This is a genomic window from Cellulomonas sp. P5_E12, assembly GCF_054049315.1.
On record NZ_JBFUMP010000003.1, the window covers coordinates 199,380 to 219,229 of the forward strand.

Here is a 19,850-nt window from a genome sequence, read left to right on the forward strand (position 1 = left end):
CGATGAGCACCCCCACGCTGGCCGACCGCATCCCCGCCGATCCCACCGATCCCGACGCGTTGTACGAGGCCTTCGTCGGCTGGGCGGACGACCAGGGCCTGACCCTGTACCCGCACCAGGACGAGGCCCTGCTCGAGCTGGTCACCGGCGCGCACGTGATCCTGTCGACGCCGACGGGCTCGGGGAAGTCGCTCGTGGCGGTCGCCGCGCACTTCGTCGCCCTGGCCCAGGGCCGCCGGACCTACTACACCGCCCCGCTCAAGGCGCTGGTCAGCGAGAAGTTCTTCGCGCTCGTCGAGGCGTTCGGCTCCGCGAACGTCGGCATGATGACCGGCGACTCCGCGGTCAACCCCGGCGCGCCGATCATCTGCTGCACGGCGGAGATCCTGGCCAACGTGGCCCTGCGCGACGGCGACGACGCCGACGTCGGCCAGGTCGTCATGGACGAGTTCCACTTCTACGCCGACCCACAGCGCGGCTGGGCGTGGCAGGTGCCGCTGCTCGAGCTGAGCAAGGTCCAGTTCGTGCTCATGTCCGCGACGCTCGGCGACGTCGGGTTCTTCGCCGAGGACATCACGCGCCGGACCCACCAGCCCGTCGCCGTCATCGCGAACGCCGAACGGCCTGTGCCGCTGACGTTCACCTACGCGATCGAGCCGCTGCACGAGCTGCTGGACGAGCTGGTCAAGACCCGTCGCGCCCCCGTCTACGTCGTGCACTTCACGCAGAAGGAGGCCGTCGAGCGGGCGCAGTCGCTCATGTCGACGCCGTTGGCCAGCCGCGAGCAGCGGGACCGGATCGCCGACGAGATCGCGGGCTTCCGGTTCGGGCCGGGCTTCGGCCGCACCCTCAACCGGCTGCTCCGGCACGGGGTCGGCGTGCACCACGCGGGGATGCTGCCCAAGTACCGCCGCGTGGTCGAGCGGCTGACGCAGAAGGGCCTCCTGCCGGTGGTCTGCGGCACGGACACGCTCGGTGTCGGCATCAACGTGCCCATCCGCACGGTCCTGCTCACCAGCCTGGTCAAGTACGACGGGGTGCGGATGCGGCACCTGTCCGCGCGCGAGTTCCACCAGATCGCCGGCCGGGCGGGCCGGGCCGGCTTCGACACCGTCGGCGAGGTCATCGTCCTGGCGCCCGAGCACGTGATCGAGAACCGCAAGCTGCTGGAGAAGGCGGGCGACGACCCTCGCAAGCTCAAGAAGATCGTCCGCAAGAAGGCCCCCGAGGGGCAGGTCAACTGGACCGACAGCACCTTCGAGCGCCTGCGCGACGCCCCGCCCGAGCCGCTGACCAGCAGCTTCGCCGTGTCGCACGCCATGGTGCTGCACGTGCTGGCCCGCGAGGGCGACCCGGTCGCCGCCATGACGAAGCTGTTGACGGACAACCACGAGCCGCCGGGCGCGCAGGGCAGGCACGTGCGCCAGGCCATCGCCGTGTACCGCTCGTTGCGCGCGGCGGGCGTCATCGAGCGCCCGTGGGTCGAGGACCCGACGGCTCCGCACGGGCGTCGTCGGGCCGTGCAGCTGACCGCGGAGCTGGCCCCCAACTTCGCGCTCAACCAGGCGCTGTCCCCGTTCGCGTACGCGGCGCTCGACCTGCTCGACCGCGACGACCCCGCCTACGCGCACGACGTCGTCTCGGTCATCGAGGCCACCCTCGACGACCCCCGCCAGGTGCTCTCCGCGCAGGAGAACCGGGCCCGCGGCGAGGCCGTCGCGCAGATGAAGTCCGACGGGCTCGAGTACGACCAGCGCATGGCCCTGCTCGAGGACGTCGGCTACCCCAAGCCGCTCGCGGAGCTGCTCGAGGCCATGTTCGTCACGTACCGGCAGACCAACCCGTGGGTGGCGGACCTGGCCCTGTCCCCCAAGTCCGTGGTGCGCGACATGCACGAGCGCGCCATGAGCTTCGCCGAGTACGTCGCGTACTACCAGCTGGACCGGACGGAGGGCGTGCTGCTGCGCTACCTCGCCGACGCCTACCGTGCCCTGCGCCAGACGGTCCCGGAGGAGGCGCGCACCGAGGAGCTGTGGGAGATCATCGAGTGGCTGGGCGACCTGGTCCGGCGCACCGACTCGAGCCTGCTGGACGAGTGGGAGCGGCTGAGCAACCCGCTGGACGAGCACGGTGCTGACGCCCCCGGCGGGATCGACGAGGACGTCCCCGAGCCGATCACCGCCAACCCGCGCGTGTTCCGGGCGCTCGTCCGCGGCGCCCTGTTCCGCCGGGTCGAGCTCGCGGCGCGCGAGTACTACGGCGGTCTCGCGCAGCTGGGCGATCTCGACACCGACGAGGTCCCGTGGGACGCCGACCGGTGGCGGGCCGCACTCGACCCGTTCTACGACGACCACGACGAGATCCTCACGGGCGCCCCCGCGCGCGGCCCGGCCCTGTTCCAGGTCACCCCGGGTCGGGGCACGTGGCAGGTCCGCCAGCTGCTGGACGACCCCGAGGACGACCACGACTGGCGCATCGACGCGGTCGTCGACCTCGCGGGCTCCGACGAGACGGGCGAGGTCCAGCTCCGGATCGCGGTGGTCGGGCCGCTCGGCGACCTGTCAGGCTGAGCCATGGCCACCTGGGACGACGTCCGTCGCGAGGTGGCCGCGCTGCCGGAGACGTCCCAGGGGTCGGGGCTGGACTGGAGCGTCGGGTCGAAGCCGCTCGCGTGGGACCGCCCACTGCGCCCGAAGGACCGCGAAGCGCTCGGCGCGTCGGCGCCCGAGGGACCGATCCTCTGCGCCCGGGTGCCAGGCCTGGAGGCCAAGGACGAGCTGGTCGCCCGGGCCCCCGACATCTACTTCACGACGCCGCACTTCCGCGGCTACCCGGCGATCCTCGTGCGTCTCGACGTCATCGACGTGCCCGAGCTGCGCGACCTGCTCACGGAGGCGTGGCTGGCGCAGGCACCCAAGCGTCTGGCCGCCCAGTGGCTCGACGAGCATCCCGACGGGCCGGCCTGAGACGGCGCCCGGCGGGCCCGGCGCGCGCGTTACCGTTCGCGCATGGCGAGAGACCCGCAGCCCCAGCCGACCGAACCGCCCGTGCGCGTCACGAGGTCTCCGCGCTTCGTGTTCGTGATCTGCCTGGTCGCGGCGTTCCTGTCCGCGTTCCTCGTGCTCGGTCTGCTCACGCTCGTGGCGGCCGTCGTGCTCGTGGTCACGGCGATGGTGCTCCAGGCCCGCGGCAAGAACCCGGCCCTCTGGTTCGCGGCGAGCACCGGGGTCGCCGCGGGGACGCTGCTCTACCTGGTGACCGTCCTGATCATCGGCCAGTAGGCGATCACTGGCCGTAGGCCGCCATGATGCGGTCGGACGGCACGATCTGCTTGCCCAGCGGGAACAGCGAGATCGGCACCATCTTCCAGTTGGCCAGCGCCAACGGGATGCCGATGATCGTGATCGCCTGGACGATGCCCGTGATGATGTGCCCCAGGGCCAGCCACCAGCCGGCGATGACGAGCCAGATGATGTTGCCGATCACCGCGAACGCGCCCGCCGTCGGCTTGTCGACGACGGTCCGGCCGAACGGCCACAACGCGTAGCTGGCCATGCGGAACGATGCGATGCCGAAGGGGATCGTGATGATGAGGATGCAGCAGACGATCCCGGCGAGCACGTAGCCCAGGGCCAGCCAGAGGCCGGCCAGCACGAGCCAGATGATGTTGAGCAGTGTCTTCACGGAGCCAGCCTGCACCCTGCGCCTCGGCCGGCGGTATCCGGGACCACCCTGATCGGCCCCTATCGTGGCTCCGTGGCTAAGAAAGAGCACGCCCCCTCGGGCACCCCCGCCCTCGTCGCGCTGACCGCCGCCGGCGTCCCGCACACGGCGCACGCCTACGAGCACGACCCGGCGAGCACCCTCGGCTACGGCCTGGAGGCCGCCGTGGCGCTGGGCGTGCCGGCCGAGAAGGTCTTCAAGACCCTCATGACGACGGTCGACGGCACGCTCACGGTCGCCGTCGTCCCCGTGACCGGGCAGCTGGACCTCAAGGCGCTCGCGCACGCCGTCGGCGGCAAGAAGGCGGCCATGGCCGCCAAGCCGGACGCCGAGCGGGCGACGGGGTACGTCGTCGGCGGCATCTCCCCGCTCGGGCAGCGCACCACCCATCCGACGGTCGTCGACGAGACCGCGTGGCTGTTCGACACGGTCCTCGTGTCCGGGGGCCGGCGCGGCCTCGACGTCGAGCTCGCCCCCGACGACCTCGTCCGGCTCACGTCGGCCGTGGTCGCGGACATCGCCCGGGGCTGACCGCCGGTAGGTTCTGCAGCCATGGGCGACGACGCGGCAGACCGGCTGACCCTCGCCGGTCGGCTGGCGGACGTCCGGCGGCGCGTGGCCGTGGCCGCCCACGCCGCGGGACGCGGCCCCCGCGAGGTGCGACTGCTGCTGGCGACCAAGACCCAGCCCGTCTCGCTCGTGCGCGCCGCCCTCGAGGCCGATCGCGAGGCCCGCGCCGCCGACCCGACCCTCACGGCCGTGCTCGTCGGCGAGAACCGCGTGCAGGAGCTCGTCGCCAAGGCGCCGGAGCTCGACGGGTTGGCGAGCCTGCACCTCATCGGCCCTCTGCAGTCCAACAAGGTCAACGCGGCGCTGCGGTGGGCCTCGTGCATCGAGTCGGTCGCGTCCCTGGACCTGGCGGAGCGCCTGTCGGCACGGGCGGGCGACACGGTCGACGTGTACCTGCAGGTGAACGTCTCGGGCGAGGCGACCAAGCACGGGGTGCCTCCGGCCGAGGCCGTGGCGTTGGCGGCCGAGGTCGCGGCGCTGCCGCTGCTTCGCGTCGCCGGGCTGATGACCGTGGGGGCGCGGTCCGACGACGCCGGCGTGGTGCGGGCCGGGTACGCCCTGCTGCGCACCCTGCGGGACGAGGTCGTGGCGTCGGGGACTCAGACCGCCACGGAGCTGTCGATGGGCATGAGCGGGGACCTCGAGCTCGCCATCGCGGAGGGCGCGACCTTGGTGCGCGTCGGCAGCGCGGTCTTCGGCGCCCGGGGATGACCCCTGCGCAGCAGCAGCACCTGCGCGGTCCGGACAGAGGCGCGCTGGTGGGCAGCGAGCTCGCGGGCACGGAGCACGGTCAGGCGGCGCAGCTGGCGGTCCAGGTCGAGGTCCATGTCACTCCTTCGTCGACGGTCAGGAGTGCGGACCGAGACGCCTGATACGTCGCCCGATGACAAGGTCGCTTGACAGCCGGTTCGATGTCAAGCACGCTTGTCACGTCAAGCACGCTTGACATCGGAACGACGCATCGGAGGACTCTCGTGCCGGACACGCTCGACACCCTGCACGCCCTGGACGTCCCCACGGCGACCGCGCTCGTCCTGGTGCTCGCCGCCACCGCGCTGGTCGCCCTCGACCCCGTGCTCGGTCGTCGCCAGCACCGGCGGCTCGTCCACGACCTCGCCGCCGCCGACGACGAGGTGACCCGGGACGCCGTCCGCCGGCGCTTCTACCGGAGCTGGACGTGGCTGGGCTGGCTGGCCGGAGCGGTCGCCGTCGCCCTGGTGCTCGCGCTCCCCGGCGTCGGGGTCGCGGAGCTGGGCCTGCGCCTCCCCCACCTCGGCGGTCTGAGCGAGGGCGGGGACGACGCCCTCGCCATGGTCCTCGGCGCGGCGGTGGGCCTCGCGCTGTCGGCCGGTGCGCTGGCCGTGGTCCTGCGCCGGTCCTCGGCCCGGGTCCGCCCGGTGCTCGCCGCCGTCGACGTCATGCTCCCGACCACACCGGCGGCCCGCCGCGGCTGGGCGGGGCTCGCCGTGAGCGCCGGCGTGACCGAGGAGATCACCTACCGCGGGCTGGTCGTGCTCGCCCTCGCGGTGGGGCTGCCCTCGCTCGGCCACGGCTGGGTGGTCGCCGCCGCCGCGGCGCTCTTCGGGGTGGCGCACTGGTACCAGGGTCGGCTCGGAATGCTGGCGACAGGGGCCCTGGGCGCCGTCTTCGCCCAGCTGTACCTGCTGACGGGCAGCCTGCTGCTTCCCATGGTCCTGCACCTGCTGGTCGACCTCCGGCCGCTGCTGACCCGCACGCGGCCCGACGCGCCTGTGCCCGCCGACGCATGAGGAACGAGATCCGGCGACTGCGCGAGGAGGCGGGCCTCTCCCAGGCGGCCCTCGCCGAGGCCCTGGCCGTGTCCCGGCAGACCGTGAACTCCCTGGAGACCGGCCGCTACGACCCCTCGCTGCCGCTGGCGTTCGCCGTGGCCCGCTACTTCCGCACCACGATCGAGGAGATCTTCCATGACGACGTCTGAGCCCGGCCGCCCGACACGGCAGACCCGAGCACTCTCGGACCGCCGCTTCCTGGCCAGCTGCGGGGCCGCGCTGGTCGCCGTCGGCCTCCTCTGGCTGGCGTTCACGCTGGCCGGCCAGCCCGACACCGCCGCGGGTGCGCTCGTGGGCGGCGGACTCGTCGTCGCTGTTGCGCTCGCGATCCGCTGGCGCGCCCGGCGCCGGGGGGCGTCGCCCGAGGGTGGCGTCGGCCGCGCCCTGCTGGGCACGGCCGACGAGCGCGACAAGACGATCCAGACCGCCTCCCTGGCGTGGGTGGGACTCGCGGCGTTCCTGGCCAACGCGATCGGGCTCGCCGCCGTGGCGCTCGGCGCCGACGGTTCCACCGTGATCGGCGCCATCGAGGCGACGCTGCTCGTGGTGCTCGTCGTGGCGAACGTCGTACTCTCCCGGCGGCTCTGACGGCAGGATGGGCCCATGAGCGACGAGCGCCGGTTCCCCCGGTGGGTCTACGGCACCGGGACCGACCCCGACGCGCGGTTCTCGCTCGCCAACGAGCGGACGTTCCTGGCCTGGATCCGCACGTCGCTGGCCCTGCTGGCCGGCGGCGTGGCGCTCGAGGCCCTGAACCTGCCCGTGCAGACCGACCTGCGGTTCGCGGCGGCGATGGTGCTCGTCGCGCTGGGCGCGGTCGCGCCGGTGCTCGCCTGGCTCGGCTGGGCCCGCGCCGAGCGCTCGGTGCGGACCAGCACCCCTCTGCCGGCACCCTCGGCGTTCGGGCTCCTCGTCGTCGGCGTGTGCGTCGCCGGCGGCCTCGTGCTCGTGGGGCTGGCGCTGGCGTGACCGACGCGGCCCCGACGACCCTCGCGGTCGAGCGCACGCACCTCGCGTGGCGTCGGACGGCGCTGGGGCTTTTCGGCGGGGGGATCGCCGCCGCCCACCTGCTCCAGGAGTACGTCGGGCTCTCCGCGTGGAGCATCGCCGTCCTGGGCCTCGTCGCCGCCACCGCCCTCACGATCTCGTCGCACCGACGCCATCTCGTGGGCCGCTCGCTGCCTCCCGGCGGGCGCTTGGTGACCGTCTGCGCGTTCTCGCTGGTCGTGATGGGCGTCGCCGCCGGGGCGTTMGTGCTGCTGCACGGCGCCTGAGTCACGGCACGCGGGCGGTCCACCCCGGATCGGTGAACTTGGTCCGCATGAGCTCGGTCGCCCGCTCCAGCTCCTCGGGCCGCAGCGCGCCGTCGACCGTCGGGTACCGGCTCCGGAAGTGCGCCGCGAACGCCGCGATGGCGGCCTCGCGCGGCAGCTGGGTCTGCGAGCGGACGGGGTCGACGCGCTTGTTCGCGCTCGTCGTCCCCTTGTCCGAGAGCTTCTCGCGGCCGATCCGCAGCACCTCGAGCATCTTGTCGGCGTCGATGTCGTAGGACATGGTCACGTGGTGCAGCACCGCACCGCCCACCATGCGCTTCTGCGCCGACCCCGCGAGCTTGCCGGCTGGTGACGCGATGTCGTTGAGCCCGCTGGTGAACGCCTGCACCCCCACGTCCGCGAGCGCGCCGAGCACCCACTGGTTGAGGAACGCGTAGGACTCCTCGAAGGTCATGCCGTCGACCAGCGACGCGGGCACCACCAGCGAGAACGTGATGCAGTTGCCGGCCTCCATGAACATCGCGCCGCCGCCCGAGATCCGCCGAACCACGGTGATGCCGTAGCGCTGCGTGGCCTCGAGGTYGACCTCGTTGCGCAGCGACTGGAACGAGCCGATGATCACCGCCGGCTCCACCCACTCCCAGAACCGCAGCGTGGGGCCACGCCGACCGGCGGCGAGCTCCTCGGTGAGCACCTGGTCGAGCGCGGTGTGCAGGGCGGGAGGCAGCGGACCCGGGTGGATCAGCTCGAACGTGTGGTCGCTCCACGCCGTCGAGAGGCCGAGCGCCCGGCGCACCGCCACGGCGACCGCGTGCGCGTCGAACCCGACCATGGTGACCGGCTGCTCCTCGCGGGCGAGGGCGGACGTCACGGCGTCGGCCAGCCGGCTCACCGGCGCGTCCCGGGGCAGGCCGTCGAGCGCCGACGACAGCACCGGCAGCGCCTCGTCGGGCTCCAGGAAGAAGTCGCCGCTCACGCTGACGCCGCTCAGCAGCCCGTCCACCACGTCGAGGTCGACCGCGACGAGCTTGCCGCCGGGGACCTTGTACTCACCGTGCACGGAGCCCAGCGTAGGTGCGCGTCAGCCGAGCGCCTGCACGGCCGACTGCGCGCGGCCCTGCACCATCGCCGAGAGGGTCTCGGGGTCGCCGAGGGTGGCGAGCGCCGCGTCCGGGTCGATGGTCGCCAGAGACTCGGCGGTCCAGGTGACGATGGCGTTGCCGACGAGCATGTGGCCCCGGTACGCGGGCAGCGTCGCGGCCTCGGCGGAGTGGGTGATCTCCTGCACGATCGACGGGAAGACGCCCTGGCCCTCGATCGCCGGCTCGGCGGTCCAGGTCGCGCCGTCGACCCCCTCGTTGACCTGGCTGTACTTCGGGCACGCGTCGACGGTGGTGACGAGCGCGCGGAAGGCCTCGCGGGCCGCGGCGGGGTCGGGCATCAGCACGACCTCCTGCTCGAAGCTCAGGGCGCTGTTCCCCCACATGCGGGAGTCGTACCAGGGCGGCGGCGCGGCGACGACCGTGACCGCGGTCAGGCACTCCGGCGGCTCGACCGTGGATCCGGCGGGGAGCCCCCACGTCATCTGGCCCGACGGGATCAGGGGCTGCACGCCGGGCTCGGCGGCCGGGATGTCGGCGACCAGGTCCTCCGGCGTGACGAACAGCGCGGTGGCCGTCGTGGGGTCGAAGACGGCGTCCGCCCCGGGCGGCCCGATCGAGACCGAAGGTGACGGCGTGCTCGCGGGCGTCGACACCGAGACCGTCGCGGTGGGCGTCGGCTCCGTCTCCACCGGCTCCCACGGCTGGGCCACGAGCGCGGTGACGAGGGCCAGCGCGAGGAGGGCGAGCACCAGCCACCACCAGCCGCGCCGTGACCGGGACCGTGCCCCCACCTGCGGCCCGTCCCCGGGCGCCGGGTCGACGGGCTGCGGCGCACTGCCGGACACGACCGCTCCCTCCGCACGTCGGCGGCCGCGCTGCAGCGGCCGTTGCTCCGAGGCTAAGCCGCCGCGGTCGAGTGTGCAGGGATGAACTTCAGCGGGGCAGCACGCCGCGGTTGCGCAGCCCCCAGATGGCCGAGTCCGTGAGCGCCTCCCACGACGCCTCGAGCAGGTTGGGCCCGACGCCGACGGTGCTCCACGAGCGCTGGCCGTCGGTCATCTCGATGAGCACGCGCGTGACCGCATCGGTGCCGTGCATCGAGTCGAGGATGCGCACCTTGAAGTCGATGAGCTCGAAGTCCTCGAGCTCCGGGTACACGCGCAGGAGGGCGAGCCGCAGCGCGTGGTCGAGCGCGTTGACGGGGCCATTGCCCTCGCCGGTGCTGACGATCCGCTCGCCGCCGGCGTGCAGCTTGACCGTCGCCTCGGCCGTCGCCGGGGTCCCGCGCCCGCCCGAGCGCTCGACGATCGTCCGCCACGACTCGACGCGGAAGTACAGCGGACGCTGCCCGTCGATCTCCTCGAGGAGCAGCAGCTCGAAGGACGCGTCGGCAGCCTCGTAGGTGTAGCCGCGCGCCTCGGCGTCCTTCACCCGGTCCGTGACCCGGCCCAGCAGCTCCGGGCGTCCCGACAGGTCGAACCCGAGCTCGCGGCCCTTGAGCTCGATCGACGCGCGTCCGGCCATGTCGGAGATCAGCATGCGCATGTCGTTGCCCACCTCGGCGGGGTCCGTGTGCTGGTAGAGGTCCGGGTCCACCTTGATGGCCGAGGCGTGGATGCCGGCCTTGTGCGCGAAGGCGCTGGCCCCGACGTAGGGCGAGCGGGCGAACGGCGAGATGTTGGTGATCTCGCTGATGGCGTGCGCGATGCGCGTCAGCTCGGGCAGACCGCCGGGAAGCCCGTCGGTCACCTTGAGCACGGGCAGCCCGTACTTCAGCTGCAGGTTGGCGACGACCGCCAGCAGGTCGGCGTTGCCCGTGCGCTCCCCGTACCCGTTGACCGTGCCCTGCACGTGGGTGCACCCGGCCTCGACGGCAGCGAGCGTGTTGGCGACCGCGCAGCCGGAGTCGTTGTGCGCGTGGATGCCCAGGATGGCGTCGGGCCCGACGGCACCGCGGATGTCGTGCACGATGTCGGCCACCCACGAGGGCACCATGCCGCCGTTGGTGTCGCACAGGGCGACCACCTCGGCGCCCGCCTCGAACCCGGCCAGCACGGCGGCACGGGAGTACGCCGGGTCGAAGCGGTAGCCGTCGAAGAAGTGCTCGGCGTCGACCACCACCCGGCGCCCCTCGCGCACCAGGAACGCGACCGTGTCGGCGATCATCGCGATGTTCTCGTCGCCCGTGGTCCGCAGCGCCCGCTCCGCGTGCCGCAGGTCGTGCTTGGCGACGAGCGCGACGACCGGCGCCTCCGAGTCGACGAGCGCGCGCACCTGGGGGTCGTCGACCGCGCGCGTGCCCGCCTTGCGGGTGCTGCCGAACGCCGCGAGCTCTGCGTTGCGGAAGTCCAGCTCCTTGGCCGCCCGCTTGAAGAACTCGGTGTCCTTGGGCACCGCGCCCGGCCAGCCGCCCTCGATGAAACCCACGCCGAGCTCGTCGAGCAGGGGCGCGATGGCCAGCTTGTCGGAGACGGAGAGGTTGATCCCCTCCTGCTGTGCACCGTCGCGCAGGGTCGTGTCGTAGACCTGGAACGGGGTGCTGGCGGGGACGGACACGATGGGCTCTCTTCGGTGCTGGGACGGGCGACGTGACCTCGTGCTGGCTCTGCTTCGTCGTCCTGCTCGTGGGCGGGGTGTGCCGGTGCAGTCGACGGTAGTCGGGGCGGGGGTGGTGCTCCGACCAACAAAAAGACCCCCCGGGGTACGGGAGGTCTGCGCGTCAGCTGGTGAGCCGACGCGCTACTCGATAATGAGGGAGGAGCGGGTCACCAGTGCATCGTGGCACACGTCACCATCCGTGGTCACGCGTTCCACGCCTTGGACACGCCGTCGACGGCGTGGATGCCCGCTCGCCCGTGCCCGGGCTGTCCGATTCGCTACCGTGGACGGATACCGTCACCGGCGGTACGCAGGTCGGTCGACCTACCAGGAGGCAGCATGTCCACCCCCACTCCCCCTCCGGAGCGCCAGTCCGCCTACCCGCACTCGACGCCCGCCCCGGCGCCGGTCCCACCACCGCCCCCGGTGGCGGACCCCACGATGGTCTACCCCGTCTCGGTACAGCCCGCCCAGGTCCCCCCGGCGCCCGCCCCCGTTCCGGCGCCGGCTCCTGTCCCCGCCGCACCGGCGGGTCCGTCGGTGGATGCCGGGCGCTACTGGGCCGGGGTCGTCGCGACCGCGCTGGTGGCGGCGCTCATCGGCCTGGTCGGCGTCGTGATCGTCGACCAGATCCTCAACATCGAGACGTTCGAGACCGCCGTCAAGTACATCTTCGGCACGGACTCGACCGGGGCGACCTACGTGGTCGGTGCCGCGCTCTTCGCGGTGCTCGCCGGTGGGCTGCTGCAGCTGCTCGTGCTCACCACCCCGAAGCCCAAGGCGTTCTTCGGCTGGATCATGTTCCTCGGCACGCTGACCGCTGCGCTCCTGCCGCTCACCTGGACCGACGCGCTCGAGGCGTCGATCTCCGCGGGCATCGTCAACGCGCTCATCGGCATCGCCATCTGGTCGCTGCTCGTCGGCGTCCTGGGACGGACGCTGCGCCCGGGGACGGCTGTCGACTAGCCGATCAGCTCCTTCTCGAGCGCCCTGACCACGGGCCACGCGCCCTCGGACGTCGTGCCGACCACGGTCACGGTCAGCCCGTCCGCGGGGTCGTGCAGGCTGCGGAACGACACGCCGGCGTCGTAGCCGTCCAGCTGCACGACCTCGCGGGTGGGGTGCAGCCAGAACCCGAGCCCGTAGCGTCTGCCCTCCTCGGGGACGTCGCTGCGCGGCTCGATCATCCGCGCGACGGTCGGGGTGCCGACGATCGCGCCCTCGAACAGCGCAGTCCAGAACCGGTGCACGTCGGCAGCCGTCGTGTACATGCCGCCGTCGCCGCTCCCGAGCACAGGCAGGTGGAACACGTTGGTCCGCCACGCGCCGTCCATCTCGACGTACCCGACGGCGGCGCGGCCGGGCAGCGCGTCCGACCGCAGGAAGTCCGTGTCGACCAGCCCCGCGGGCGCGCAGACGCGCTGCCGGACCAGGTCGTGGAACGGCACCCCGGACGCTCGTTCGGCGAGGAGTGCGAGCACGACGAACCCGCCGTTGCAGTAGGAGAACCGCTCGCCCGCCCGGAACTTCGTCGGGAAGCCGTCCAGCACCGCCAGGAACTGCTCGACGGTCGCCAGGTCCTGCACGGGCACCGGCAACGCGTACGCGCTGATCGGGGCGTCGCTGTCCTCGTCGAAGTAGTCGCCGATGCCCGACCGGTGCGCCAGCAGGTGCTCGACCGTGACGTCGTCGGCGATCAGCGGCAGGTCCGCGCCCAGCAGCGAGCGCGCGGTCGTCGTGAGCGCGAGGGTGCCGTCCTCGACCAGGCTCATCACGGCGAGCGCGGTCAGCCCCTTCGTCCCGCTCGCCATCGCCACCTGGCTGTCCGGCGACATCGCGATGCCGTGCCGCCGGTCGGCCAGACCGTACGCCGCGCTCAGCTCCGTGCGGTCCGCCCGGTCGACGCGGACCACCCCCGAGAAGCCGATCTCGGCGGCGGTCCGGTCGACGAGCCCCTGGAGATCCATCAGACCAGGCGGTGCAGCCAGCCGTGCCGGTCGGTCGCGCGACCGTACTGGATGTCGGTCAGCTCCGCGCGGATGCGGGTGGTCACCGGACCGGCCTCACCGTCGCCGACCGTGAGGTCGAAGTCGTCGCTGGCCATGCGTCCGATGGGCGTCATGACGGCGGCCGTGCCGCACGCGAACACCTCGCGCACCGAGCCGTCGGCCAGTCCTGCCTGGAGCTCGGCCAGCGGGATCGGGCGCTCCGAGACCTCGTGCCCGGCGTCCGTCAGCAGGCGCAGGATCGACATGCGCGTCACGCCCTCGAGGATCGACCCCGAGATGGGCGGCGTGGCCACCGACCCGTCCGCGTGGACGATGAAGACGTTCATGCCGCCGAGCTCCTCGAGCTGCGTGTTCGTCGACGCGTCGAGGAAGCAGACCTGCTCGAAGCCCTTGGCGTAGGCCTCCTGCTGCGGCAGCAGGCTGGCGGCGTAGTTGCCGCCGCACTTGGCCGCACCCGTCCCGCCGGCGCCGGCGCGGTGGAACTCCTGGTCCACCCAGATGGCCACGGGACGCACGCCGCCCGCGAAGTACGGGCCCACGGGCGACGCGATGACGAGGAACTCGGCCTCGAGAGACGGGCGCACCCCGAGGAAGCTCTCGGACGCGTACATGAACGGGCGCAGGTAGAGGCTCGTCTCCTCGCCGGACGGCACCCAGGCACGGTCCGTGGCGACGAGGGCCTGGATGGCGCCGAGGAAGTCCGCCTCGGTCAGCTCCGGCAGGGCCAGGCGCTGGGCCGACCGCGCGAACCGTGCGGCGTTGGCCTGCGGGCGGAACGTCCAGACCGAGCCGTCGGGGTGCCGGTACGCCTTGAGGCCCTCGAAGATCTCCTGCGCGTAGTGCAGGACGGCGGTCGCCGGGTCGAGCAGCAGGGGGCCGTACTTCTCGATGCGGCGGCCGGTCCAGCCGCTCTCCTGCGAGTACGAGATGCGGGCCATGTGCTCGGTGAACACGGTGCCGAACTTCGGCGACGCCAGCGCTGCCTCGCGCTGCTCGTCGGGGACGGGGGTGTCGGTCCGCGTGATCTCGAAGAGGTCGGCGGACGTCGGGTTTGCCAGGGTGCTCATCTGCGGGGGCCTTTCACCAGAGTCAGGTTTGACGGTACCGGTGAGGACGGCCGGGTGGATATCCGAGGTGGGGCGCTCGGGCCCCACGGATACGGCTCAGCCGGCGATGCGCGCGGCGAGGTCCTTGCCCACCTCGGCCGTCGACCGTACTCGCTCGGCGCCCTTGCGGTCGGCGATGTCGTCGGCGACGGCCTTCTCCACCCGCGCGGCCTCGTCGGCGAGGCCGAGGTGCTCGAGCAGGAGGGCGACCGACAGCACCGTGGCCGTCGGGTCGGCCTTGCCCTGGCCCGCGATGTCGGGCGCGGAGCCGTGCACGGGCTCGAACATGCTCGGCGCCGTGCGGTCCGGGTTGATGTTCGCCGAGGCCGCCAGGCCGATGCCGCCGGTGATCGCGGCGGCGAGGTCCGTGAGGATGTCGCCGAAGAGGTTGTCGGTGACGATCACGTCGAACCGCGCCGGGTTGGTGACCAGGAAGATGGTCGCCGCGTCCACGTGCAGGTAGTCGACCGTCACATCGGGGAACTCGGCGTTCACGGCCTCGACCGTGCGGCGCCACAGGTGACCCGCGTGCACGAGCACGTTGTGCTTGTGCACCAGCGTGAGCTTCTTGCGCGGGCGGGCGGCGGCGCGGGCGAACGCGTCGCGGACCACGCGCTCGACGCCGAACGCCGTGTTCACGCTGACCTCGTTGGCCACCTCGTGCGGCGTGCCGACGCGGATCGCGCCGCCGTTGCCGACGTACGGGCCCTCCGTGCCCTCGCGGACCACGACGAAGTCGATCTCGCCGGGGTTCGCCAGCGGGGAGGCCACGCCCGGGTAGAGCCGGCTCGGGCGCAGGTTGACGTAGTGGTCCAGCGCGAAGCGCAGCTTGAGCAGCAGCCCCCGCTCGAGCACGCCCGACGGGACGCTCGGGTCGCCGATGGCGCCCAGCAGGATCGCGTCGTGCGCGCGGATCGCCTCGAGGTCGGTGTCCGTGAGCGTCTCGCCCGTCGCGTGCCAGCGGCGCGCGCCCAGGTCGAAGTCCGTCGTCGAGACCGTGACCGGGCCGCCGTGCAGCGCCGTCTCCAAGGCGAGCAGGCCCTGCTCGACGACCTCCGTGCCGATGCCGTCACCAGCGACGACGGCGAGGCGGATGTCCCGGGCAGCAGAGGTCTCGACCATGGAGCGAGCCTAAACCCCGTCCCACCGCTCGGGACGGATGTCTCATCCTGCGGTCAGTCCACCGGGGGCGTCGGGCCGGTCGTCGGGTAGATCAGCTCGAAGCGCTCGAGCATCACAGGGATCGTCGGGGAGAAGTCCTGGCCCAGCACCCGGCGCCACGACGCCTCGTGGTGGGTGCGCCACGACTCCAGCGAGCCGTCGTCCTCGGCCTCGGCCGCCGCGTGCTCGGCGTCGACCTGGTCGAACGGGACGACCTCGACGTCCGTGGTGCGCAGGAGCGCCCGCGGGGTGCCGGCGCCGTCCACGACGATCGACAGGTCGCCGACGCGCGGGACCTCGAGACCCACCTGCTCGAGCTCGGCGACCGCGAGCGCCGTGGCCGTCTTGCGGCCGTCCAGCACGCGGGCCAGGAGCTCGGCCGCCTCCGCGTCGTCGCCGTAGGACCACGACGGCGGCGGCACGACGTCCTCGGGCGACTCACCGAGCACGCTGTCCAGCTTGCCGAACCCGACATGGCCACGGGCCGCCTGCCAGAACGCTGCGACGCGCACGTCCTCGACGGCGCCCTCGACGCCGTCCTCGGGTCGGTCCACCAGCTCGTCGGTCATCGTCGTCCCTCCGTCGTCGTCCGCCCATCCTTGCGTACCCGCAGCCCAGCGGCACACCGGCTGGTGAGCAAGCCATGAGCGACGGCATGGCCGTCGATCACGGCACTCATGGCTTGCTCGACGCTTGAAACGCCGAACGGCACCCCGGAGGGGTGCCGTTCGGTGAGCGTGGGGCAGATCAGCGCGCCGCGCTGCCCTCGTACTTGTGGTCGGGCAGCGCTCTGCCCCGACCTACGGCAGGTGCCACCCTTCGGGCGGCCCCTACCTCCGGTCAGCGCGCCGCGCTGCCCTCGACGTAGTCGGTCTCCGACGGCTTCACCCAGGCGAACAGCTTGCGCAGCTCGCGGCCAACGGGCTCGATCGGGTGGTTCTGGCCCTTCTCGCGGAGGGCCTTGAACTCCGGCGCGCCGGCGTCCTGGTCGTTGATGAACCGCTCGGCGAAGGCACCGTTCTGGATGTCCGCGAGGACGGCCTGCATGTTGGTCTTCACGTCGGGCGTGATGACGCGCGGGCCGGACACGTAGTCGCCGTACTCGGCGGTGTCGGACACGGACCAGCGCTGCTTGGTGATGCCGCCCTCGAAGATGAGGTCGACGATCAGCTTGAGCTCGTGCAGGACCTCGAAGTACGCGACCTCGGGCTGGTAGCCGGCCTCGGTCAAGGTCTCGAACCCGTACTGGATGAGCTGCGAGACGCCACCGCAGAGGACGGCCTGCTCACCGAACAGGTCGGTCTCGGTCTCCTCGGTGAACGTCGTCTTGATGCCGGCGGCGCGCAGGCCACCGATCGCCTTGGCGTAGGAGAGCGCGAGATCCCAGGCGGCGCCCGAGGCGTCGTGCTCGACGGCGACGATGACCGGCACTCCGCGCCCGTCGGCGTACTCGCGACGGACCAGGTGACCCGGGCCCTTGGGCGCGACCATGAGCACGTCGTGCCCGGCGGCCGGCTTGATGTAGCCGAAGCGGATGTTGAAGCCGTGGCCGAAGACGAGCGCGGCGCCGTCCTGCAGGTTGGGCTCGATCTCCTCGCGGTAGACGATGCGCTGCACCTGGTCGGGCGCCAGGATGACGACGACGTCGGCCTGGCGGACCGCGTCGGCCACCGAGGCGACCTTGAGGCCCTGGTTCTCGGCCTTGGCGCGGGACGCCGAGCCCTCGCGCAGGCCGACGGTCACGTCGACGCCGGAGTCGCGCAGGTTGAGGCTGTGCGCGTGCCCCTGGCTGCCGTAGCCGATGACGGCGACCTTCTTGGACTGGATGATCGACAGGTCGGCGTCGTCGTCGTAGAACAGCTCGGCCACGATGGGTCTCCTCGGTGTGTGATTCTGCTTCTGCTTCAGGAACGGGAAAGAGCTAGGCGGAGCGGTTGACGCGCTCGAGGGCGCGGTCGGTGATCGAGCGCGACCCACGGCCGATGGCCACGGTGCCGGACTGCACGATCTCCCGGATGCCGAACGGCTCCAGGGCGGCGAGCAGGGCGTCGAGCTTGCCCGGACCGCCGGTCGCCTCGATGACGACCGTGTCGGGCACGACGTCGACGACGTGCGCCCGGAACAGCTGGACGACCTCGAGGACGCTGGTCCGCTGCGTGGTGTCCGCCTTGACCTTCACCAGCAGCAGCTCGCGCTGCACGGACGCGGCGTCCTCGAGCTCGACGATCTTGATGACGTTGATCAGCTTGTTGAGCTGCTTGGTCACCTGCTCGAGCGGCAGGGCGTCGACGTCCACGACGACCGTGATGCGCGAGATCTCGTCGTGCTCGGTGGGACCGACCGCGAGCGAGTGGATGTTGAACGAGCGCCGCGCGAACAGGCCCGCGACGCGCGTGAGCACGCCGGGCTTGTTCTCGACGAGGACCGACAAGGTGTGACGGGACATGGCTCAGTCCTCCCGGTCCCACGCCGGGGAGATGCCCCGTGCGTACTGGATGTCGTCGTTGGAGACTCCCGCGGCGACCATCGGCCACACCATCGCGTCGCGCGACACGGTGAAGTCGATGACCACCGGCTGGTCGTTGATCTCGAGGGCCCGCTTGATGGTCGCGTCGACGTCGCCGAGCGTCTCGCAGCGCAGGCCGGCGCAGCCGTAGGCGTCGGCGAGCTTGACGAAGTCGGGGATCCGCGCGGTGCCGTGCCCGGTGTTGAGGTCGGTGTTGGAGTAGCGGGACTCGTAGAAGAGCGTCTGCCACTGCCGCACCATKCCGAGCGACGAGTTGTTGATGATCGCGACCTTGATCGGGATCTCGTTGATCGTGCAGGTGGCCAGCTCCTGGTTGGTCATCTGGAAGCAGCCGTCGCCGTCGATGGCCCACACGGTCCGCGACGGGTCCCCGACCTTCGCGCCCATCGCCGCCGGCACCGCGTAGCCCATGGTGCCCAGACCGCCGGAGTTCAGCCACGAGTTGGGCCGCTGGTACTTGATGAACTGTGCGGCCCACATCTGGTGCTGCCCCACGCCCGCGGCGAAGATCGACTCCGGCCCGGACAGCTCGCCGATCCGCTGGATGACGTGCTGCGGAGCCAGGTGACCGTCGGCCGGCACGTCGAAGCCGAGGGGGAACGTCGAGCGCCAGTCGTCCAGCTGTCGCCACCACTCCTCGAGGTCCGGCTTGCCGTGCTGCGTGTGCTCGCGGGCCAGCTCGGGCAGCAGGTCGGCCATGACCTCCTTGAGGTCGCCGACGATGGGCACGTCGACGTGGCGGTTCTTGCCGATCTCGGCCGGGTCGATGTCCGCGTGCACGACCGTGGCGTTCGGCGCGAAGCTGGACAGCAGGCCGGTCACGCGGTCGTCGAACCGGGCGCCGAGGGCGACGATCAGGTCGGCCTTCTGCAGCGCCGCGACGGCGGACACGGTGCCGTGCATGCCGGGCATGCCGAGGTGCTGGGGGTGCGAGTCGGGCAGCGCGCCGCGAGCCATCAGCGTGGTGACGGCCGGTGCGCCGGACGCCTCGGTCAGCGCGCGCAGCTCGGCGGACGCACGGGCGCGGATGACGCCGCCACCCACGTAGAGGACCGGGCGCCGGGCGGTCGCCAGCAGGCGGGCCGCCTCACGGATCTGCTTGGCGTGCGGCTTGGTGACCGGGTGGTAGCCGGGCAGCGTGAGCTCCTGCGGCCAGGAGAACGTCGTCTGCGACTGCATCGCCGACTTCGCGATGTCGACCAGCACCGGTCCCTGGCGGCCGGTCGAGGCGATGTGGAACGCCTCGGCGATGACGCGCGGGATGTCGTCCGGGTTGGTGACCAGGTAGTTGTGCTTGGTCACGGGCAGCGTGATGCCGACGATGTCGGCCTCCTGGAACGCGTCCGTGCCGATCATGGACGCCGAGACCTGGCCGGTGATCGCGACGAGCGGCACCGAGTCCATGTGGGCGTCGGCGATCGGGGTCACCAGGTTCGTCGCGCCCGGCCCGGAGGTCGCCATGCAGACCCCGACCCGACCTGTCGCGGCGGCGTAGCCGGCGGCCGCGTGGCCGCCGCCCTGCTCGTGCCGCACGAGGATGTGGCGGACCCGGGTGGAGTCCATCAGCGGGTCGTACGTGGGGAGGATCGCGCCGCCCGGGATGCCGAAGACGACCTCGACCCCGGCCTCCTCGAGCGAGCGGACGATCGACTTGGCGCCCGTGACCTGCTCGGGGCCGATCGCGCTGGTGGTCGCCGCGGCGGCGACGCGCGGGGTGGCGGCCGTGGGCGTGGGCGTTCGCGGCGGTGCCGGGTGAGGGCCCTGGACCATCGATGTCTCCCTGGATCGTGCTGCTGGGTATTGCCGGTTCACTGCGGTCCGAACACAGAAAAGCCCCTCGAGCCACGTACGGGCTGGACGAGGGGCGAGCGCGCTGACGAGGCCTGTGCGGGAGGCCTCTAGCCGGCGCGCTCAGGAAGTACTACGAGAAGGGTCGTCTGCACGCGTTGGACACTACGCCCACGTTTC

23 protein-coding genes are annotated in these 19,850 nt (G+C 72.2%); 12 read left to right on the forward strand and 11 right to left on the reverse strand.

The window, feature by feature from the left end; translation table 11 throughout:
* Positions 1–2: 2 nt before the first annotated feature.
* From ACXJKA_RS03780 to ACXJKA_RS03790, 3 genes are read left to right on the forward strand one after another with little or no spacing between them, the layout of a single operon-like run.
* A complete protein-coding gene (locus ACXJKA_RS03780) occupies positions 3–2,570 on the forward strand; it encodes a DEAD/DEAH box helicase (RefSeq protein ID WP_456823838.1) in 2,568 nt (855 codons plus the stop codon).
* A 3-nt stretch (positions 2,571–2,573) separates the two neighbouring features.
* On the forward strand, positions 2,574–2,966 hold the full coding sequence (locus ACXJKA_RS03785) for an MmcQ/YjbR family DNA-binding protein (RefSeq protein ID WP_456823839.1): 393 nt from the start codon (positions 2,574–2,576) through the stop codon (positions 2,964–2,966).
* Between the two features lie 42 nt (positions 2,967–3,008).
* Positions 3,009–3,281, forward strand: coding sequence for a hypothetical protein (locus tag ACXJKA_RS03790; RefSeq protein WP_456823840.1), 273 nt, complete (start codon positions 3,009–3,011; stop codon positions 3,279–3,281).
* A gap of 4 nt (positions 3,282–3,285) precedes the next feature.
* Here the strand turns inward: ACXJKA_RS03790 and ACXJKA_RS03795 are convergent, their stop codons facing one another.
* Complete coding sequence (locus ACXJKA_RS03795) at positions 3,286–3,684, reverse strand: YccF domain-containing protein (RefSeq protein ID WP_456823841.1); 399 nt, start codon at positions 3,682–3,684, stop codon at positions 3,286–3,288.
* Positions 3,685–3,756: 72 nt separating this feature from the next.
* Between ACXJKA_RS03795 and ybaK the strand changes: the two genes are divergently transcribed.
* The 8 genes from ybaK to ACXJKA_RS03835 all read left to right on the forward strand — a co-directional run bounded on the left by ybaK (position 3,757) and on the right by ACXJKA_RS03835 (position 7,378).
* Positions 3,757–4,254: a Cys-tRNA(Pro) deacylase gene (gene ybaK / locus ACXJKA_RS03800; protein WP_456823842.1), complete on the forward strand. Its 498-nt coding sequence runs from the start codon at positions 3,757–3,759 to the stop codon at positions 4,252–4,254.
* 21 nt (positions 4,255–4,275) lie between these two features.
* Positions 4,276–5,004 (forward strand): YggS family pyridoxal phosphate-dependent enzyme, encoded by a 729-nt coding sequence (locus ACXJKA_RS03805; RefSeq protein ID WP_456823843.1) that lies wholly within the window; start codon positions 4,276–4,278, stop codon positions 5,002–5,004.
* Positions 5,001–5,165: a hypothetical protein gene (locus tag ACXJKA_RS03810; RefSeq protein WP_456823844.1), complete on the forward strand. Its 165-nt coding sequence runs from the start codon at positions 5,001–5,003 to the stop codon at positions 5,163–5,165. Before ACXJKA_RS03805 ends, ACXJKA_RS03810 begins: the two co-directional genes overlap by 4 nt.
* A 102-nt stretch (positions 5,166–5,267) precedes the next feature.
* Complete coding sequence (locus ACXJKA_RS03815; RefSeq protein ID WP_456823845.1) at positions 5,268–6,062, forward strand: CPBP family glutamic-type intramembrane protease; 795 nt, start codon at positions 5,268–5,270, stop codon at positions 6,060–6,062.
* The gene (locus ACXJKA_RS03820) at positions 6,059–6,253 is read left to right on the forward strand and encodes a helix-turn-helix transcriptional regulator (RefSeq protein ID WP_456823846.1); all 195 of its coding nucleotides are present in this window, start codon (positions 6,059–6,061) and stop codon (positions 6,251–6,253) included. Before ACXJKA_RS03815 ends, ACXJKA_RS03820 begins: the two co-directional genes overlap by 4 nt.
* Positions 6,240–6,692 carry a hypothetical protein gene (locus ACXJKA_RS03825; RefSeq protein ID WP_456823847.1) on the forward strand — a complete coding sequence of 151 codons (453 nt, stop codon included), beginning with the start codon at positions 6,240–6,242 and terminating at the stop codon, positions 6,690–6,692. Before ACXJKA_RS03820 ends, ACXJKA_RS03825 begins: the two co-directional genes overlap by 14 nt.
* A 15-nt stretch (positions 6,693–6,707) precedes the next feature.
* Entirely contained in the window at positions 6,708–7,073 is a 366-nt protein-coding gene (locus ACXJKA_RS03830) for a YidH family protein (protein ID WP_456823848.1), read from the forward strand.
* The gene (locus ACXJKA_RS03835) at positions 7,070–7,378 is read left to right on the forward strand and encodes a DUF202 domain-containing protein (protein ID WP_456823849.1); all 309 of its coding nucleotides are present in this window, start codon (positions 7,070–7,072) and stop codon (positions 7,376–7,378) included. Before ACXJKA_RS03830 ends, ACXJKA_RS03835 begins: the two co-directional genes overlap by 4 nt.
* Before the next feature lies 1 nt (position 7,379).
* On the opposite strand, the gene ACXJKA_RS03840 is transcribed toward ACXJKA_RS03835, so the two are convergent.
* The 3 genes from ACXJKA_RS03840 to cimA form a co-directional block, all read right to left on the reverse strand.
* Positions 7,380–8,438 carry a lipoate--protein ligase family protein gene (locus ACXJKA_RS03840; RefSeq protein WP_456823850.1) on the reverse strand — a complete coding sequence of 353 codons (1,059 nt, stop codon included), beginning with the start codon at positions 8,436–8,438 and terminating at the stop codon, positions 7,380–7,382.
* 21 nt (positions 8,439–8,459) lie between these two features.
* Complete coding sequence (locus tag ACXJKA_RS03845) at positions 8,460–9,326, reverse strand: hypothetical protein (protein ID WP_456823851.1); 867 nt, start codon at positions 9,324–9,326, stop codon at positions 8,460–8,462.
* Between the two features lie 88 nt (positions 9,327–9,414).
* Positions 9,415–11,040 (reverse strand): citramalate synthase, encoded by a 1,626-nt coding sequence (gene cimA, locus ACXJKA_RS03850; RefSeq protein ID WP_456823925.1) that lies wholly within the window; start codon positions 11,038–11,040, stop codon positions 9,415–9,417.
* A 378-nt stretch (positions 11,041–11,418) separates the two neighbouring features.
* On the opposite strand from cimA, the gene ACXJKA_RS03855 reads away from it, so the two are divergent.
* The gene (locus tag ACXJKA_RS03855) at positions 11,419–12,045 is read left to right on the forward strand and encodes a hypothetical protein (protein WP_456823852.1); all 627 of its coding nucleotides are present in this window, start codon (positions 11,419–11,421) and stop codon (positions 12,043–12,045) included.
* On the opposite strand, the gene ACXJKA_RS03860 is transcribed toward ACXJKA_RS03855, so the two are convergent.
* From ACXJKA_RS03860 to ACXJKA_RS03890, 7 genes are all read right to left on the reverse strand, one after another.
* The gene (locus ACXJKA_RS03860; protein WP_456823853.1) at positions 12,042–13,046 is read right to left on the reverse strand and encodes a serine hydrolase domain-containing protein; all 1,005 of its coding nucleotides are present in this window, start codon (positions 13,044–13,046) and stop codon (positions 12,042–12,044) included. The genes ACXJKA_RS03855 and ACXJKA_RS03860 overlap by 4 nt on opposite strands.
* Positions 13,046–14,155, reverse strand: coding sequence for a branched-chain amino acid aminotransferase (locus ACXJKA_RS03865; RefSeq protein WP_456823854.1), 1,110 nt, complete (start codon positions 14,153–14,155; stop codon positions 13,046–13,048). The genes ACXJKA_RS03860 and ACXJKA_RS03865 overlap by 1 nt, the downstream gene beginning before the upstream one ends.
* A gap of 96 nt (positions 14,156–14,251) precedes the next feature.
* A complete protein-coding gene (locus ACXJKA_RS03870) occupies positions 14,252–15,316 on the reverse strand; it encodes a 3-isopropylmalate dehydrogenase (protein ID WP_456823855.1) in 1,065 nt (354 codons plus the stop codon).
* Between the two features lie 53 nt (positions 15,317–15,369).
* The gene (locus tag ACXJKA_RS03875; RefSeq protein ID WP_456823856.1) at positions 15,370–15,924 is read right to left on the reverse strand and encodes an ASCH domain-containing protein; all 555 of its coding nucleotides are present in this window, start codon (positions 15,922–15,924) and stop codon (positions 15,370–15,372) included.
* Positions 15,925–16,195: 271 nt separating this feature from the next.
* Complete coding sequence (ilvC, locus tag ACXJKA_RS03880; protein WP_456823857.1) at positions 16,196–17,224, reverse strand: ketol-acid reductoisomerase; 1,029 nt, start codon at positions 17,222–17,224, stop codon at positions 16,196–16,198.
* A 52-nt stretch (positions 17,225–17,276) separates the two neighbouring features.
* A complete protein-coding gene (gene ilvN / locus ACXJKA_RS03885) occupies positions 17,277–17,801 on the reverse strand; it encodes an acetolactate synthase small subunit (RefSeq protein WP_370502885.1) in 525 nt (174 codons plus the stop codon).
* A 3-nt stretch (positions 17,802–17,804) separates the two neighbouring features.
* Complete coding sequence (locus ACXJKA_RS03890) at positions 17,805–19,652, reverse strand: acetolactate synthase large subunit (RefSeq protein WP_456823858.1); 1,848 nt, start codon at positions 19,650–19,652, stop codon at positions 17,805–17,807.
* Positions 19,653–19,850 lie beyond the last annotated feature (198 nt).